The sequence below is a fragment of the Nisaea sediminum genome, from assembly GCF_014904705.1.
Lineage (GTDB): Bacteria > Pseudomonadota > Alphaproteobacteria > Thalassobaculales > Thalassobaculaceae > Nisaea > Nisaea sediminum.
This window is the reverse complement of record NZ_JACZCQ010000003.1, coordinates 107,568-123,786: the sequence shown is the minus strand read 5'-3', so window position 1 is coordinate 123,786 and position 16,219 is coordinate 107,568. Positions and strand designations below refer to the sequence as shown.

The window sequence follows — 16,219 nt, the reverse complement described above, 5'->3', positions numbered from 1 at the left end:
ATGGGAGGAAAATCATGGCCAGTCTGGAAATCAGTCCCGGCAATCATCTTTATTACGAGTACGAAGCGCCCGGCGCGAAGGGGCAAACCTTCGTCTTCGTCAACGCGCTGACCGGCAATACCGGCATGTGGCAGGTGGAGGAGATCGGGCCGGCCCTGCGCGCCGCCGGATACGGTACGCTCGTATACAATTTCCGCGGCCAGGCGGAGAGCGCCTTCACGCCGGGTACGGATCTCGGGCCGTTGACCATCGTCGACGACCTGAAGCGTGTCATCGACGCCGTCGCTCCGCCGCGGCCGATCCTCGTCGGTCTCTCCATCGGCGGTCTCTTTGCCGCTCAGGCCTATTTGAAAGGCGCCGCAGCCGAGGGACTCGTCCTGATCAACACCTTGCGCAAGCCGAACCTCCGCCTCGAGTGGATCAACGCGGCGATGGTCCGCATGGCCGCGACTGGCGGCAGCCAGCTCATCATGGAGGCGAACCTGCCGATGCTGGTCAATCCCGAGCAGCTCGCAAAGATGCGGCCGAACCTGCTGAAGGGCGACTACCAGCCGATGACGGACGGGGACGGCCTTTATGAGCTGATGAAGCGTTCGGTCACGACGGACTGGGACTTTCCTTACGAGAAACTCGCCGCCCCGGTGCTGCTCATGACCGGCACCCATGACCGGGTGTTCCGGATCGAAGAGGACATTGCCGAGCTTGAGGCACGCATTCCGTCGAGCTCGCACATCGTCTTCACCGACGCGGGACATCTCATTCCGGCGGAACGGCCTGAGCGCTTCGGCAAAGAGCTTATGGCGTTTGCCGCGCAGCTCTAGCGGCACCGACGGCGGCGTCTATGCTCGGCTCGTAATGCACCAGAGGCGGCCGGAGCCCCTGCGCGGAAAGATCTCGCCGGGACTCGGCCGTCGTTCCGGTGAGGTAAACCGTGACGCCCTTGCGCCCGGCCTTGTGAGCAAGCACCTCGATGGTGTTGGCGGCGGTTGAGTCGAGGAACGGCACGGCGGAGAAGTCGATCACGAGCGCCCGGTGCGTATCGGCGATGCGGTCGAGCACGGAGCCGATCGAGGCCGCGGCACCGAAAAAGAACACACCTGAGATCCGGTAGATGACGATATCCGGGTCGTTCTCCCGTTCCTCCTCGTAAGGGTGCCGTCCGCCCTCGGCATCGTCCGCCTCGTCCTCGGCGACGAAAGGCCTGTGCGTTTCGATCGCGGTGGTCTTCGACATCCGGTGAATGAAGAGCACCGAGCCGAGCGCGAAACCGACGATGATCGCTTCCGTCAGGTCGCGGAAGATGGTGAGCAGGAAGGTCGCGAGCAGCACCGCCGCATCGCCGCGCGAGGCGCGGATCAGGTTCGCGAAAGCGTGCTTCTCGACCATGTTCCAGGCGACCAGCGCGAGCACGCCGGCGAGGCTTGCGAGCGGGATGTAACCGGCGAGCGGCGCCGCGATGAGCACGAAGCCGAGCAGGAAGAGCGCGTGCATCATTCCCGAGATCGGCCCGTGCGCCCCGGCGCGCACGTTGGTCGCGGTCCGGGCGATGGTGCCGGTGACGCAGATCCCGGAGAAGAGCCCGGAGGCGACATTGGCGATGCCCTGCGCCACCAGTTCGCAGTTCGAACGGTGCCGCCGCCCCGTCATGCCATCGGCGACGACCGCGGAGAGCAGGGACTCGATCGAACCGAGCAGGGCGAAGGCGACGGCGTTTGGCAGCACTGCTTGAATTTTCGCGAGATCAAACGCGGGGAGGGACGGCAACGGGATGCTGCTCGGCACGCCGCCGAACTTGGAGGCGATGGTCGCGACCGGCAGATCGAGCAATGTGGTTGCGATGGCGGCCCCGGCGACGGCGATCAGCATTCCCGGCCAGTGCGGGCGGAACCGTTTGAGTCCGGCAATCACGAGGATCGTCGCGCCGGCGAGCAGAATGGTTGCGGGATCTGCTGTCGGCAGGTCGGTCCAGAGTGCGGGGAGTTTTTCCAGAAGCGGCCCCGGTTCCGGCGCTGAGAGGGTGAGGCCGAGAAGCTCTTTTATTTGGCTCGCGAAGATGATCACGGCGATGCCGGCGGTGAAGCCGACCGTGACCGGGTAGGGAATGAACTTGATGTAGGTGCCGAGCTGCAGCAGGCCGATGGCGGCGAGCGCCAGGCCGGAGAGCATGGTGGCGAGGATCAGTCCGTCCATGCCGTGCGCCTGCACCGTCGCCGCGACCAGCACGATGAAGGCGCCTGCGGGCCCGCCGATCTGGAACCGGCTGCCGCCGAAGGCGGAAACGAGGAAGCCGCCGAAGATCGCGGTATAGAGCCCTTGTGCCGGTGTGGCACCGGACGCGATGGCGATGGCCATGGAGAGCGGCAGGGCGACAATGGCGACGGTCAGTCCGGCCATGGCGTCGGCGCGCAGGTTGGCGAGGCTGTAGCCCTCGCGAAGAACTGTCACCAGCTTCGGGGTGAAGGCCTCGCTGAAGGACGGCCCGCTCTCGGCGGGCGAGGGAATAGAACTGCTGGTCATGCGGTCGAAGAGGCCGGCAACGGCTTGATGCCGGTTCCAATGTTGAGTGTTTCGGAATCAAAGCAAAAAAGGCCGGGAATGTCCCGGCCTTTTATTTTGGTTGCGCGGTCGTGCCGCATTTCAGAGCGCGTCGTCGCCTTCCTCGCCGGTGCGGATGCGCACCGTCTTGCCGACGTCGAGCACGAAGATCTTGCCGTCGCCGATCTTGCCGGTCTTGGCCGCGGCGGAGATCGCTTCGACCGCGCGGTCGGCGAGCTCGTCGCTGGTGACGACCTCGATCTTTACCTTCGGTACGAAATTCACCGTGTATTCGGCGCCGCGATAGATCTCGCTGTGGCCGCCCTGCCGGCCGTAACCCTTGACCTCGCCTGCGGTCATGCCATGCACGCCGATCTCGCCGAGTGCAGTGCGGACTTCGTCCAGACGGTGCGGTTTGACGACCGCTATGATCATTTTCATCTAGGCTCTCCTCAGGTTAGGTCGTAGCCACGTTCGCCGTGCGCGATGATGTCGAGACCCTCGATTTCGCTTTCCTCGCTGACGCGCAGGCCAATGGTACGGGCAATGAGTTGTGCAAGCACCCAGGTTATCACACCGGACCAGGCCGCGACGGCGAGGATGCCGATCACCTGCACCTGGAACTGGCCGGCGATCGAGACGCCCTCGGCGTGGCCGAGGCCCCCGAAGCCCGGCGCGGCAAAGACCGCGACCAGCAACGTGCCGATAATGCCGCCGACACCGTGGACCGCAAAGACGTCGAGCGAGTCGTCGATCTTGAAGCGGAACTTGATCCAGGTGGTGAAGTACTGGCAGACCACGCCGGAGACGATGCCGATGACGACCGCGCCCATCGGGCCGACGAAACCGGACGCCGGCGTAATCGAGGCAAGGCCGGCAACCATGCCGGTGACGATGCCGATGACGCTGGGTTTGCCGAAGCGCAGATATTCGAGGAACGCCCAGACCAGCGAGGCGACGGCCGCGGAAATGTGGGTGACGGTCATCGCCATGCCCGCATTGCCGTCGGCGGCGAGCGCCGAGCCCGCATTGAAGCCGAACCAGCCGACCCAGAGCATCGCCGCTCCGGTCACCACCATGCCGGGACTGTGCGGCGGCCGGATCTCGTGCGGGAAGCCGCGGCGCGGGCCGAGCACGACGGAAAGCACGAGGGCGGAGACGCCTGCGGTCACATGCACGACGATGCCGCCGGCGAAATCCATCACACCCATGTCGGCGAGCCAGCCGCCGCCCCAGACCCAATGGCAGGCCGGCGCATAGACCAGCACCAGCCAGAAGAGGCTGAAGGCGCAGACCGCGCCGAAACGGATCCGCTCGGGATAGGCGCCGACGATGAGCGCCGGCGTGATGATCGCGAAGGTCATCTGGAACATGAAGAAGACGGTCTCGGGGATCGTCCCGGAAAGACTGTCTGTGCCGACCCCGTCGAGGAAGGTCTTGCCGAGCCCGCCGATCCAGGCCTGGGTCGCGCCGCCATCGTCGAAGGCGAGGCTGTAGACCGCCATGAGCCAGGCCACGGACGCGATGCAGGCAATCGCGAAACAGTGCATCAGTACCGAGAGCACGTTCCGTGCACGCACGAGGCCGCCGTAGAAAAGCGCGAGCCCCGGGAGGGTCATGAAGAGCACGAGCGCGGTGGCGGTGAGGATCCAGGCCGTGTCCCCGCTGCTCAAAGCGTCTTCCGCTCTGGCCTCGCCGATGCCGGACCCGAAGGCGACGGCAGCGGTCAGGCCGAAGGCGGAGAGCCTCCGGATATGTTTCATGAAAGTCGGTCCCCCCTGAAATCTGTTTGTCTCGTGGCCGTACCCCCTGCACGACCGGGAACAAGACTACGTTCGGATGCCTAGTTCGCAAGCAGAAAGAGAAGTTGCTCAATTTTTCGGCATATATTTTCCGCGTTGCGGATACCGGAGATTCAAATTGTCTCGATACATTTGATGACGGCGCCGTGGCATCGCTGCTATATGAGAGGCATGGAATGCGATCTTGTTATCTTCGATTGTGACGGCGTCCTGGTCGACAGCGAGGCGATCGCCAACCGCTGCACGGCGGAGGCCATGACCCAGGCCGGTGTCCCGATCCTGCCGGAGGAGGCGCTGAAAAGGTTCCTCGGCGGGAAACTGACCTTCATCCAGAAGGATGTCGAGGCGATGATCGGGCGGGAACTCGGCGACGATTGGGTCCCGAAGATCTATGCCAAGCAGTTCGCGCTCTACCGCAAGGAGCTCCGCGCGATTCCCGGCATCGACCGGGCGCTGACCCGGATATCGGATGCGGGCAAGAAGATCTGCGTCGGCAGTAACGGTCCGGTCGAGAAGATGGAGGTCACTCTTGGAGTGACCAATCTGAAGCGTCATTTCCGCGGCGCGATCTTCTCTGCCGACATGGTCGGGATTCCGAAACCGCAGCCGGACCTCTATCTCTATTGCGCCGAACGGATGGGGGTGGCTCCGGAACGCTGCGTCGTCGTCGAGGACAGTCCGACAGGCGCACGTGCCGGAATCGCTGCCGGTATGCGGGTCTTCGGGTACAGCGCAGCGCACGGTCCGGATGGTTTGGCCGAAGTTGGCGTACATGCCCTGTTCGACGACATGGCCGATTTGCCGGGTATGCTCGGCATCGATGCGCCTGAGCTTCCCGAGGAACGCTTCGGCTAGCGAAGCGCGTGCAAAAGGGCGGCGCTTGGCCGCCCTCTGCTTGGATCAGCAGGTGTCCCGATCAGTCGATCACAGTTCGCCTGCCGGAACCGAGCGGATCTTGCTCCAGTTCGCCGCCGCCTTCGCAATCGTCCCGGCCTTGTCTTTCTGGAACAGCCGGAAAATCTCCTCGTTCAGGAAAAGATAGAGTTTGTCGTCCACGACCGCGGCGAATTTCGGATTTCCGTCGAACTTCTTCCCGACCGACACACCGAAGGTGCAGAAGCCGCCGTTCTCGGGAAGGAAGGCTGCCGGATTTGCCTGGAAGCTCTTCAGGGTTTCCTCCGACGAGAAATAGTAGTCGACGCCGTCGTGAGTGACCGTATGGCGGGCGCGTCCGTCGATCCGGTTCCCGAGCGTGAGGAACGCGACGGGATCCACGCCGTGCATACCGAGCGGATGTCCTGCGGCGGTCAGCCCTTTGGACGTGTTGTACTCGTCGGCCGCAAAGGCCGCAGAGGCGGAGACAATCAGGGCCGCGATGGCGGCTGCTGCGAGTCTGGTTGTGCGCATTTCACTTTACTCCATTTCATGGGTCGGGGTTCTGCGCCGCTTTTCAGTTCGGTGCGGCAAATAGAACCTATGTTCGGGGATGCGTTCTGTTGATGCTCATGGCGCCGGATAAATTGTCCGACCGTCCGGTTGTCGGGCGCGAGTCAGGCCCATGCCGCGCGTGGGTCAGGCTTCCCGCATCATTGGACGGGACGGCTCTGCCTTGTGAAGCGCGACGACGGTCAGCACGGCGGCGGCATTGGCGAAGTAGTACCAGGCATCGGGTCCGCTGAAGCCGAGCGCTGCCGGGATCGCGAGGAAGAGAATCCCGACCGTGAAATCCGCCACGAGATGAAACGTGTACGGCAAAATACGGATCAGGCCCGTCTTGTGGTCGGTCAGTATGGTCAGAAGCAGCGCTGCCAAGCCGGCCACCGGGCCGAGCCAAAGCGCGAGCGGATGGGATGTGCCGAGCTGGAGCAGGAACGGCATTGCCATCAGCGTCAGCGCGACAGGGTAGTCGAGATAGGCGTGCATGGTTTTAGTGACGAAACGCGGATCCATCTTTTGATGTCCTTTCCGGTCGGGTTTGGGCCGCCGAACGATTCGTGCGGCGCTGTCCGGAAGATGTCTCCGCGCTGTCGGTCAATCTATGTCGCAACGTCCGCATAAATTGATCTATCGTCCTCGTGATTTGTGGTTTGTGCCTGTTTGATGCTTTTTTAATTTTTGCTTCGTTCTGTCGGGAGTATGGGATGTCGGTCGACGCCCTCAGCCAGATCCTTGATGCCGTGAGGATGCGCGGGTCGGTCTATTTTCACACCAGCTTCGCGCCTCCGTGGTCGGTACGTGTGCCGGCATTCGAGCGGGTCGCGCGGTTCCACATGGCGATGCGGGGGGACTGCTGGCTTCGCGTTGAAGGTATTGACGGCCCGATCCGGCTGAAGACAGGCGATCTCGTCGTCGTCCCCCATGGTGCGGCGCATGTGCTCGCGGACGAACCGGATCGCCCTCCGGTCGAGGTTGACGAGGTCGTTCGGCGCTCCGGTTACCGGGGCGAAGGCGCGCTGGCTTTCGGAGATCCCGACGACGCCGAAGCGTGCAAGCTCTTCTGCGGCCATTTCGAATTCGACGAGAGCGCGGTTCATCCGATTCTGGGGGCGTTGCCGAACGTCATCCATATTCCCAACACCGAGACCATGAATGCCCATTGGCTGGAATCGGTGATGCGGTTCGTTTTCGCCGAGATCAGCGGTGCCAAGGGGGGCTCTGACGCCATTATCCACCGCCTGACCGAGATCGTCTTCATCCAGGTCATCCGGTCATTCGTCGATGCCGCCGGAGATGGGGCGGGGTGCTTTGCGGCAATCCTCGATCCGAAGCTGGGTAAGGCACTGGCCTCTGTCCATCAGTCGCCGGAGAAGAACTGGACGGTCGAAAGCTTGGCGCGCATGGCCGGGATGTCGCGGACCGTGTTTGCGGAGCGCTTCTCTGAACTGGTCGGTCTGACCCCGGTCGGATACCTCACCCACTGGAGAATGCAGCAGGCCCGCCGACATCTTACCGAAACGGACCGTCTCCTGATCGATATCGCTGAATCGGCCGGGTATGCTTCCGAAGCCGCCTTCAACCGTGCTTTCAAGAGGCATTTCGGAGAGACGCCGGGGCGCGTGAGGCGAACGCGCGCAAGCGTAAGTGGCACAGTCTGAGCCTGTTTCAGCTGCGCTCTCGCCGTCTCGTGCCGGATATACGTTCTCTGCGGTAGCCATGAATTTATTATCGCCGTAAAGAACACTTTGGTATGCGTCACAAACCCGGGGCCACTATCCTACGGGCAATCGTAGAGCGAGCAGGGAGCCGCGGAGTGCCGATCGAAATCCATGAGCATGACGACCTCGTGGAGTTCGTATGCAGCGGCGAGCTCTCGGCTCTAGAGATCATGGCGGTGTCGGGGAACTACCACAAAGTGACGCCGAAGAAGCTGGCTCTGTGGAACCTGCTCGAAGCGCAGATTTCCTACTTCAGGGCAGAGCATTTCCCCAAGGTTGCCGACAAAGGAGCGGAACTTGGCCGGTTGCGCGGTAACGGCGCCCGCAATGCCATTGTCGTCAGCACGCCGGATGAACACCTTCTGCTTAAAGCCTACGGCAGCACGGCGAGTGCTGTCTCGTCGGTTGAGCACGATGTGTTTCTCGACCGCGACGAGGCGATTGCCTGGCTTCGGCAGGAGGGCCCCGCGTGACTTCGGGAAACAGGGTCGAAACCGTGGACCGGGACGGATACGTGGAGTTCGTCGTCCGCGGTTTCGTCGACCCGGACGAGGTCGTCGCGGCGATCGGCCGATATTATTCGGGGGCGCCGCAGACCCATTCGCTCTGGAACAATTCCGAGGCTACGTTGTCCACCTTTACGCCTGACAGTTTCGCCAGGATCGCGGCGGAAGCGGGGAAGTATCTGCACAAGCGCGGCAAGAACCCGCGCACGGCAATCCTCGTGAATACCGCGGCGGAAAACATGCTGATCAAGGCCTTCAGCGCGCGCGCGGAGACTGTCGCGCCGCTCGACATCAGGGTCTTCGGCGACCGCGAGGCTGCGGTCGCCTGGTTACAGAGCCGGATCCCGGCCGACTAGGTCAGACGGCATCTTTCCATTCCGCGCCCGGCCAGACGCCCGGAGCGCAGCGCGCATATTGCGCCGGATAGGCGATGGTTTCGCCAAGCGCCTGCGCCGCGTGCCAGGCCCACCGCGGATCGTCCATCACGCCGCGGGCGAGCGCAATCATGTCTGCCTCGCCGTCGGCGACGATCTTCTCCGCCTGCTGTGGCGTCACGATCATGCCGACCGCCATCGTCGCGATGCCGGTTTCCTTCTTGATCTTCTCGGCAAGGAAAACCTGGTAGCCGGGCTTGACCTCGATCTTCTGCCGCGGGTCGAGCCCGCCGCTGGTGACGTCGATGAAATCGCAACCGAGTGCTTTCAGTTCCTTTGCATAGGCGACGGCTTCCTCCGGTGAGAAGCCGCCATCGACCCAGTCCGTCGCTGAGAAGCGTACGGCGAAGGGTTTGTCGTCCGGCCAGACGGCCCGGCAGGCTTCGAAGACCTCGAGCGGAAAACGCAGGCGATTCTCCAGGCTACCGCCGTAGCCGTCCGTCCGCTGGTTGCTGAGCGGAGAGACGAACTGGTGCAGCAGGTAGCCGTGACCGCCATGCAGCTCAGCAAGATCGAAGCCGACCCGATCGGCGCGCTTGGTCGTTGCAACGAACTCGGCTTTCACCTTAGCGAGACCGGCATCGTCGAGCCCGCGCGGGGCCGGCCAGTCGGCATAACCGAGGCCCGACGGGGCGACCGTTTCCCAGCCACCCTCGGCGATGGCGATCGGCTTGCCGCCTTTTCCGGGAGGCTGGGTCGAGCCTTTGCGGCCGGAATGGGCGATCTGGATGCCGAGTTTGGCCGTGCCGTAGGTCTTGCAGAAATCGACGAAGCGCTTGATGGCCGCTTCGTTCTCGTCGGAATAAAGGCCGAGACATTTCGGCGAGATCCGGCCCTCGGGAGAGACGTGTGTCGCCTCGGTAATGAGCAGACCGCCGGCGCCCATGGAGAGCGAGCCGTAATGCATCAGATGCCAGTCGTTCGCGTTTCCGTCTTCCGCCTGGTACTGGCACATTGCGGAGACCGCGATACGGTCGTCGAGGGTCAGTCCGCGGAGGGTGATCGGGGAAAAGAGATGACTGCTCATTCGCCTCTGTCCTAATTTCCTGCCCTGAATACGTCGCCGCGCACTCCGTCGCGATCATGACGAGGATACCCGTTTCGCGCGTCCGGGGGAGGGGCGAATGACGAAGATATCCAATGCTGAAATGGAGCGTATTGCCCGCGAGGAAGTGCCGGCCGTCGGCCAGTACGGAGTCGTTTTCGAAGAGATCGGCGACGGAACGGCGCGCGCCGTGCTGCCGTACCGGGAAGACTTTCTGCGCCCCGGCGGAACCGTTAGCGGGCCGGTGATGATGGGGCTCGCGGACGTGGTGGTCTATGCCTGCGTGCTCTCGCGCATCGGCATCGTGAAGCTTGCTGTGACCACCAGCCTCAACGCGAATTTCCTGCGGCGGCCGAAACCGGCGGATCTGATCGCGGAAGGCCGGCTGCTGAAATGCGGAAAGCGGCTCGCCTATGGCGAGGTGACCCTGTTCAGCGCGGGCGAGGAGGACGACCCGGTCTGTCACGTGACCGCCACCTATTCCATTCCCCCGGAGGATCAGCGGTGACGGCGGCCGGCATCGTCCGTCTGTCGGACAGGGACCTCCATGCCGACGTCTGGCCGGCAAACGGGGGACGTCTTGCGGCGTTCTTCAGTTTGCACGGTGAGGACCGTTTCGACTGGATGGTGTCGGCGCCTGATGCCGATATCGATAGCGGCGCGTCGGGATCATGGGGCAGTTTCCCGCTGGTCCCTTTCTCGAACCGTATCCGGGATGCCCGTTTCGAATGGGATGGCGAGATCCACCGGATCGAGGCAACGGAGAAAGGCGCGCCAAACGCGATCCACGGCCATGGCCGCAGCCTCTCCTGGACGATCGATCAGGTGACGGCTCAGTCGATCGACATGTCCTACGACTACATGCCGGGAGACTGGCCGTTCGCCTATCGTGCCGAGCAGCACATCGTGCTCGCGGATGGCGCTCTCTCCCTCGAAATGCGGCTGGTCAACCGGGGAGACCGGTCCATGCCGGCAGGACTTGGCCATCACCCGTATTTCCCGTGGCGTGGCGGGCCGGTAGTGGAAGCCGGCTTTGAAGATTACTGGCCAGCGGTCGACGGTGTCCTTCCCGACGGGCCCGTGACGTTACCGCCGGAGTTCGATTTCTCGGCGGGAATACCGCTTCCGCGCGGCCTCGATAACGGTTTCTCCGGCTGGGACGGCAGGTTGTCGATCGTCTGGCCGGGGGACGGCGCCACGTTGACCATGTGCGGCAGTGCGGAACTCGGACATATGATCCTCTTCTCGCCACCGCAGCGGAACTTCTTCTGCGCAGAGCCGGTGTCCCACGCGATCGATGCGGTCAATCTGGCAGCCCGCGGGATCGGGAAAACGGGACTCAGGCGGCTCGAACCCGGGGCAACCATGACCGCGCAAATACGGTTCGCGCCGTCCAGCTGACGCTGGCAAGATCTTCGCCGGCGTTCTTCCCCTTAAATCCGGTGTTCCGTAGCGTGGTGTGCACGGAATCCGGCAAGTTTCTGATTCGGCCAATTATTCGTCAAAGTTGTCGCGTGCAACCGGTACGCTTGAGAAGTGTTCTATTTTTCAATGGATTGCGCACCCTTCTTAGGTCGGGTTGCCGATAGCAAGTAACAAGGTTGATTCTACCGTCGTTCGTGAAGTCATCACCAATAGTCACATCAGGCGACCATTTGGGACCATGAAATCAGGAAGAAAGGCGGTAGCATGCTCATGTTCGTGCGGGATGTAAGTAAGACTCGATCCGTTTATCAACTGCTCGATGATCTACCCGTTGCGGTCATGATCTGCAAATTGCCGGACTTCCGAATTGACTATGCGAATAATGCGTCAATGGAGGCACTGGAGAGGATTAGGGGAATTCTTCCGGTGCCTCCAGACGAGATCGTCGGTCAGTCGATCGATATTTTTCACAAGAATCCTGAATATCAGCGGGAAATGCTGCGCAACCCGGACAACCTGCCGCACCGGGCGAGGATCGAGGCCGGGGACGAAATTCTCGATCTACAGGTGACGGCGATGCGGGACGCCGCCGGGCAGTATACGGGGCCCATGCTGACCTGGGAGGTCGTCACCGAGCGGGTCCGTAACGAGGCGGCCGTCGCGCGGCAGATGCAGATGCTCGACAATCTGCCGGTCAATGTGATGCTGGCGGACAAGGACACGTTCGACATCGTTTATGTCAACGAAACGAGCAAGCGGACCCTGAAGCGGATCGAGCATCTGTTGCCGGTCAAGGCTTCCGAATTGGAAGGTGCGAATATCGACATCTTTCACAAGCACCCGGAACATCAGCGCGGAATTCTGAGCGACCGGAGCAATCTTCCCTGGAAAACGGTGATCTCCCTCGGCGAAGAGAAGCTGAATCTTCAGATATCGGCGCTGGATGCACCTGACGGCTCCTACCTGGCGCCGATGCTTACCTGGTCGGTCGTTACAGAGAACATCAAAATGGCCGACACGGTCCGGGAGGTTGTCACCAAGGTCTCCTCCGCATCGGCGCAGTTGCAGTCAAACTCCTCGGCGATGGCGGAATCCGCTGGGATTGCGAACAGCACCGCAACGACAGTCGCGTCGGCGACCGAGGAACTCAGCAGTTCCATTGTCGAGATCAGCCGGCAGATGTCCGAGGCGACAAAGATCGTCAACGAGTCCGTTCGGGAATCACAGCGTTCGACGGAGATGATCAATTCACTCTCGGAAGCGGCCGAGCGGATCGGCGAGGTGGTGTCCCTGATCCAGAATATTGCCGCTCAGACAAATCTGCTGGCACTCAACGCGACGATCGAGGCGGCCCGTGCCGGGGATGCGGGCAAAGGCTTCGCGGTTGTCGCGAACGAAGTGAAAAGTCTTGCTACACAGACCGCGAAAGCGACCGAGGACATTTCTGAACAGGTCGCGCAGATCCAGTCAGCGGTGAGTGACGCTGTCGGCGCCAACAATGCCGTGACACGTACGATCGAGCGCCTCGACGAAATTGCGACCGGGGTTGCAGCGGGCGTCGAGGAGCAGAGCGCCGCGACACAGGAAGTCGCGACAAATATCATCGAGGTTCAATCTGCGTCTTCGCGTGTCGGAGATCTGTCCCGCGAGGTTCTGGCCGCAGCGGACAATCTCGCTACCGAGGGCATATCCTTGCGCGATTCCTGCGACGCCTTCGTGGAGAAGACCACGAAAGGGTGAATGCGCAGCGACCAGAATGTTACGCCGGTCCGGCGTCGTTCTCTCAGCCGTGCAGGGTCTGCTGCAACGCAGTCAGCAGATCTTCGACCCGGAAAGGTTTTTTGATAAGCGGTGCGCCGAGCTCTTTTCCGGCAATCGCGGTGCGCTCATTGTCGGCATATCCCGAGACAAAGACGATGGCCAGGCCGGGATTGCGCGCCCGGAAACGTCGGGCGAGGGCGAATCCGTCGGTCGCACTGCCCAAGTTGATATCGCAGATCAGAGCGTCGACATTTCGGCCTGATTTTGAAAACCTTTCCTCCGCTTCGTCGGCCGAGGCAACCGCCTCGACCGCATATCCGTTTTCCCGAAGACAATCCTCGATAAAAGCGCGGATCCCCGGCTGGTCCTCTACGACGAGGATCTTGCCGCGATGCTGGACGGAGCAAGTGTTCTCATAGTGGAGAGCGGTCTCCGGATATTGTGCGGTTGTCTCCGGCAGAAACAGCGTCAGGCGCGTGCCCAGGTCGAGAGCCGTTTCGAGAATGGCCTCGCCGCCATGAAGCCTGACGAATGTCCGCACCATATAGAGACCGAGCCCCGTGCCGCCGCTGTCGCGTTTGGTGGTGAAGAAAGCTTCGAAGGCGTTCTGGGCGACATCCGGAAGCATGCCCGGACCATCGTCCGTGATCGAGAGGGCGACGTACGAACCTCGCGGCAGTGATTCCGGGAGGCAGCACGGATCGGCGCGGGAGAGAGCGATCCTGATCGAGCCGCCGTTCTCCATGGCTTCCCTGGCGTTCAGGATCTGATTGAGCAGGGCGGTTTCGAGCCCGCTGATGTCCACCTCGCTGCAGAGCGGTTCGGGGCTGGGGGTGAATTCCAACGAGACACATTTGCCGATTGAGCCGCCGATCAACGTCACGATGTTCTCGATGGCACGATTTAGGGACACCGACGTGGGCTCGGGCGGCGTGTTCTGTGAGAAGTTCAGAAGCCGTTGGGTGAGGGATTGGCCCGAGCGGATTGCCTGCCTGATGCGGTCGATCGGAGCTTCGAAGCCATGCCGTGCCGCGCCGCGGATCTCCATGACATCGAGATTTCCTGCGATCGCGCCCAGAATATTGTTGAAGTCATGGGTAAGACCGCCCGCGAGAGCAGCGGTCGCCTCCAGCTTCTGGGATTCGATGAGTTTGCTGTGGAGGCTCTTGAGCTCTGTGATGTCCTGAAAGGTTCCACGGGAGTGGATGGCGGTGCCGGAGGCATCGAATTCGTGCTCTCCATGTTCCAGGATGATCCGGTAGCTTCCGTCGGTATGTAACGCACGATATTCGACCTGATATGCGCGGCGATCGACGAAGGAGTTCTTGATGGCGGTCCGGTAGGTTTCATGGTCGTCCGGATGGATAAACGCTTTCCAGGTTGAGATATCGGCGTTCAGAGCATTCTTCTCGAGGCCGAGCATCGCATAGACCTCTTCCGACCAGATCAGCTTCCGCGCAACCTGGTCGACTTCCCACATTCCGAGACCTGCAATCCGCTTGGCCATAGAGAGCCGCTTCTCGGAATCGCGCAATCGAATCTCGGCCTCCTTGCGCTCGGTTATGTCGTGCAGGATTCCGAACTTCTGTCCGTCCGGCTCGATGGCGGGGAGGGATTCGTCATAGAGCCATATCTGGCGGCCGTCGCCCGCCATGAAGCGATACTCGATCATGGCCCGGAAGCCTTCGTCGACCTGGCGGGTTCGATCCAGGAAAGCCTTCCGGTCTTCGGGATGGATGCGCTGGAAAAACTCGGACACATCGGCCGGATGCTCTCTCGGATCCCAGCTCAAGAGTCGGAACAATTCCTCGGACCAGAACAATTCTCCGGTGTGACGGTTCCAGGTCCAGTAGGCCATGTTGCCAATGCGCTGCGCCTCCCGAAGCCTGAATGAGACAAGCTCAGCTTCTTTTTTCGCTTCAACGAGATCGCTGATATCGACCCCGACAAAGCCGATATAGGAGAGTTCCCCGGCGCTGTTCCTTATCGGGAATTTAGTTCCGTAAATCGTTCTGCGACCCGTGTAAGACGTGGTGGTCAGGACCGTTGCATTCGTTACATCCGTTTCGACGATCTTCCTGTCGTGTTCGCGTACCTGCTTCGCAACGTCCGGGGGCCAGAAATCATCCGACCGTTTGCCGGACATTTGTTCCGGCTCCATGGACAATATGCTGGCGAAGAACCGGTTCACCTTGTTCCACCGGCCGTCGGGCGCCTTCATCCCGATCATCACCGGGGCGTTTTCGAAAATGGCCTCCAGTTCGAGGGTCCTGTCTTCGAGGTCTCGGGAAGCGATTTTCTGGGCCGTAACGTCGAAGGCGAGGATGAGCGCACCGGGAGACGAGGCCGGGTCGTCGAACCGGCTGACGACATGACTGAAAAAGCAGGACGATCCGTCTGCACTCGCAAATTCAAGCTCGAGCGTGATCGGGGTTTCCTGATGGAGGGCGCCCACGATGGCCTCGGCGAAGGAGGCTATCTGCGCTGAACCGAGGCTGCTGTATCGTGGCGAGACCTGAATTGGGGCGCCGATAAGTTCGCGTGGCTGTACGCCGGCGAGCGCGGACGCTGCGCTGTTCGCTGATCGCACGATGCCGTCGCTCGAGCAAATCATTGCGGGGACCGGCAAGCGCGCCAGGAAATCGTCGAATGCGGGTGTCGTTCCGTGGCCGGATTTCTCGAGCGGTCGGTCGGCCATGTCTTCGCTCATTTCGGCCATTGCCGCGACCAGGCCTGTCGGCCCTTTGGTGCCACTCTCATTTTGGGGGACTAGATTAGGGACAATTCGCGGGCTATTCGTGCCGCATCGGTTCGGTTTTTCGCCCGAAGAGACCGCAGGATGTTGGACATATGCTCCTTGACGGTGGGTTCCGTTATGCTGAGCCGGTTGGCGATTTCCTTATTGAGAAAACCGACCGCCGCGAGCCGCAGCACTTCGATCTGCCGCGGCGAAATAATTAGACCGGCGCGTTGCGTGCGGCAGACTTGATGTGGATGGCCGGATTTCCAAGCCGTGCGAGAACATGCATCGGCGTCCGGCGGGAAACAGCTTCCGTCGCGGCGAAGGCGGTCAAGGCTTTCGACGACGGACCGGGCGCCGTAGCTTTTTGGAATATAGCCGGCCACTCCGAGGGATCGTGCCGCTTCAAGGTCGGAGTTGCAGATTTCTCCGGAAAAGATCACAACTCTGGAATTCGGATAGGTTTCGATTGTTCGGCGGATGCCCGTGAGACCGCTGCTTCCGGGCATATGCCAGTCGATCAGCAGTGCGTCGGGTTCGCCGCAATGCTCTCGCATGCGCCAGGTGTCGTTGAAATTCGCGGCCTGATGGATCACGAGGCCCGGGAGAGAGGCCTGGAGATAGTCCACAAGTGTTTCTCGAACCACGTTGTGATCGTCGGCGATCAAGAGCGAATTAAGCATAGTCGCACACCATCGTATGTTCACTTGCTTGTTTTGAACTGTGATCTCAGTCAATTTTTATAGTGATCATGAGGAGTTCTGATTCGAAATCACCGATATATTTATTTTATGGGAAAAAACAAAACACATCAAT

Annotated in this window: 16 protein-coding genes; 8 read left to right on the top strand and 8 right to left on the bottom strand. The window is 61.5% G+C overall.

All coding sequences use genetic code 11. From position 1 onward, the window contains the following. Positions 1 to 14: 14 nt before the first annotated feature. The gene (locus tag IG122_RS05580; protein WP_193181270.1) at positions 15 to 821 is read left to right on the top strand and encodes an alpha/beta fold hydrolase; all 807 of its coding nucleotides are present in this window, start codon (positions 15 to 17) and stop codon (positions 819 to 821) included. Here IG122_RS05580 and IG122_RS05575 read toward each other — a convergent pair. From IG122_RS05575 to IG122_RS05565, 3 genes are all read right to left on the bottom strand, one after another. Continuing rightward, entirely contained in the window at positions 796 to 2,517 is a 1,722-nt protein-coding gene (locus IG122_RS05575; protein ID WP_193181268.1) for a SulP family inorganic anion transporter, read from the bottom strand. The genes IG122_RS05580 and IG122_RS05575 overlap by 26 nt on opposite strands. A gap of 120 nt (positions 2,518 to 2,637) precedes the next feature. Continuing rightward, positions 2,638 to 2,976 (bottom strand): P-II family nitrogen regulator, encoded by a 339-nt coding sequence (locus IG122_RS05570; RefSeq protein WP_193181267.1) that lies wholly within the window; start codon positions 2,974 to 2,976, stop codon positions 2,638 to 2,640. 11 nt (positions 2,977 to 2,987) lie between these two features. Beyond that, complete coding sequence (locus IG122_RS05565) at positions 2,988 to 4,298, bottom strand: ammonium transporter (protein ID WP_193181265.1); 1,311 nt, start codon at positions 4,296 to 4,298, stop codon at positions 2,988 to 2,990. A 210-nt stretch (positions 4,299 to 4,508) separates the two neighbouring features. Here IG122_RS05565 and IG122_RS05560 point away from each other — a divergent pair, with 210 nt between their 5' ends. Further along, positions 4,509 to 5,192 (top strand): HAD family hydrolase, encoded by a 684-nt coding sequence (locus IG122_RS05560; RefSeq protein ID WP_193181262.1) that lies wholly within the window; start codon positions 4,509 to 4,511, stop codon positions 5,190 to 5,192. 69 nt (positions 5,193 to 5,261) lie between these two features. On the opposite strand, the gene IG122_RS05555 is transcribed toward IG122_RS05560, so the two are convergent. Both IG122_RS05555 and IG122_RS05550 read right to left on the bottom strand, forming a co-directional pair. Then, a complete protein-coding gene (locus IG122_RS05555; protein WP_193181260.1) occupies positions 5,262 to 5,744 on the bottom strand; it encodes a YHS domain-containing (seleno)protein in 483 nt (160 codons plus the stop codon). A 165-nt stretch (positions 5,745 to 5,909) separates the two neighbouring features. Then, on the bottom strand, positions 5,910 to 6,287 hold the full coding sequence (locus tag IG122_RS05550; RefSeq protein WP_193181258.1) for a hypothetical protein: 378 nt from the start codon (positions 6,285 to 6,287) through the stop codon (positions 5,910 to 5,912). Positions 6,288 to 6,478: 191 nt separating this feature from the next. On the opposite strand from IG122_RS05550, the gene IG122_RS05545 reads away from it, so the two are divergent. The 3 genes from IG122_RS05545 to IG122_RS05535 all read left to right on the top strand — a co-directional run bounded on the left by IG122_RS05545 (position 6,479) and on the right by IG122_RS05535 (position 8,354). Continuing rightward, positions 6,479 to 7,432 carry an AraC family transcriptional regulator gene (locus tag IG122_RS05545; protein ID WP_193181256.1) on the top strand — a complete coding sequence of 318 codons (954 nt, stop codon included), beginning with the start codon at positions 6,479 to 6,481 and terminating at the stop codon, positions 7,430 to 7,432. A 155-nt stretch (positions 7,433 to 7,587) separates the two neighbouring features. After that, positions 7,588 to 7,965: a hypothetical protein gene (locus IG122_RS05540; protein WP_193181254.1), complete on the top strand. Its 378-nt coding sequence runs from the start codon at positions 7,588 to 7,590 to the stop codon at positions 7,963 to 7,965. Further along, entirely contained in the window at positions 7,962 to 8,354 is a 393-nt protein-coding gene (locus IG122_RS05535; RefSeq protein ID WP_193181252.1) for a hypothetical protein, read from the top strand. Before IG122_RS05540 ends, IG122_RS05535 begins: the two co-directional genes overlap by 4 nt. A 1-nt stretch (position 8,355) precedes the next feature. Here the strand turns inward: IG122_RS05535 and IG122_RS05530 are convergent, their stop codons facing one another. Further along, the gene (locus IG122_RS05530) at positions 8,356 to 9,459 is read right to left on the bottom strand and encodes an NADH:flavin oxidoreductase/NADH oxidase (RefSeq protein WP_193181250.1); all 1,104 of its coding nucleotides are present in this window, start codon (positions 9,457 to 9,459) and stop codon (positions 8,356 to 8,358) included. Between the two features lie 97 nt (positions 9,460 to 9,556). On the opposite strand from IG122_RS05530, the gene IG122_RS05525 reads away from it, so the two are divergent. The 3 genes from IG122_RS05525 to IG122_RS24415 all read left to right on the top strand — a co-directional run bounded on the left by IG122_RS05525 (position 9,557) and on the right by IG122_RS24415 (position 12,642). After that, positions 9,557 to 9,985, top strand: coding sequence for a PaaI family thioesterase (locus tag IG122_RS05525; RefSeq protein WP_193181249.1), 429 nt, complete (start codon positions 9,557 to 9,559; stop codon positions 9,983 to 9,985). Beyond that, complete coding sequence (locus IG122_RS05520; protein WP_193181248.1) at positions 9,982 to 10,878, top strand: aldose 1-epimerase; 897 nt, start codon at positions 9,982 to 9,984, stop codon at positions 10,876 to 10,878. Before IG122_RS05525 ends, IG122_RS05520 begins: the two co-directional genes overlap by 4 nt. A gap of 450 nt (positions 10,879 to 11,328) precedes the next feature. Next, positions 11,329 to 12,642 carry a methyl-accepting chemotaxis protein gene (locus tag IG122_RS24415; protein WP_193181247.1) on the top strand — a complete coding sequence of 438 codons (1,314 nt, stop codon included), beginning with the start codon at positions 11,329 to 11,331 and terminating at the stop codon, positions 12,640 to 12,642. A 43-nt stretch (positions 12,643 to 12,685) separates the two neighbouring features. Here the strand turns inward: IG122_RS24415 and IG122_RS05510 are convergent, their stop codons facing one another. Both IG122_RS05510 and IG122_RS05505 read right to left on the bottom strand, forming a co-directional pair. Further along, the gene (locus IG122_RS05510; RefSeq protein ID WP_193181246.1) at positions 12,686 to 15,361 is read right to left on the bottom strand and encodes a PAS domain S-box protein; all 2,676 of its coding nucleotides are present in this window, start codon (positions 15,359 to 15,361) and stop codon (positions 12,686 to 12,688) included. A gap of 71 nt (positions 15,362 to 15,432) precedes the next feature. Further along, a complete protein-coding gene (locus IG122_RS05505; protein WP_193181245.1) occupies positions 15,433 to 16,086 on the bottom strand; it encodes a response regulator transcription factor in 654 nt (217 codons plus the stop codon). Between the last annotated feature and the right edge of the window lie 133 nt (positions 16,087 to 16,219).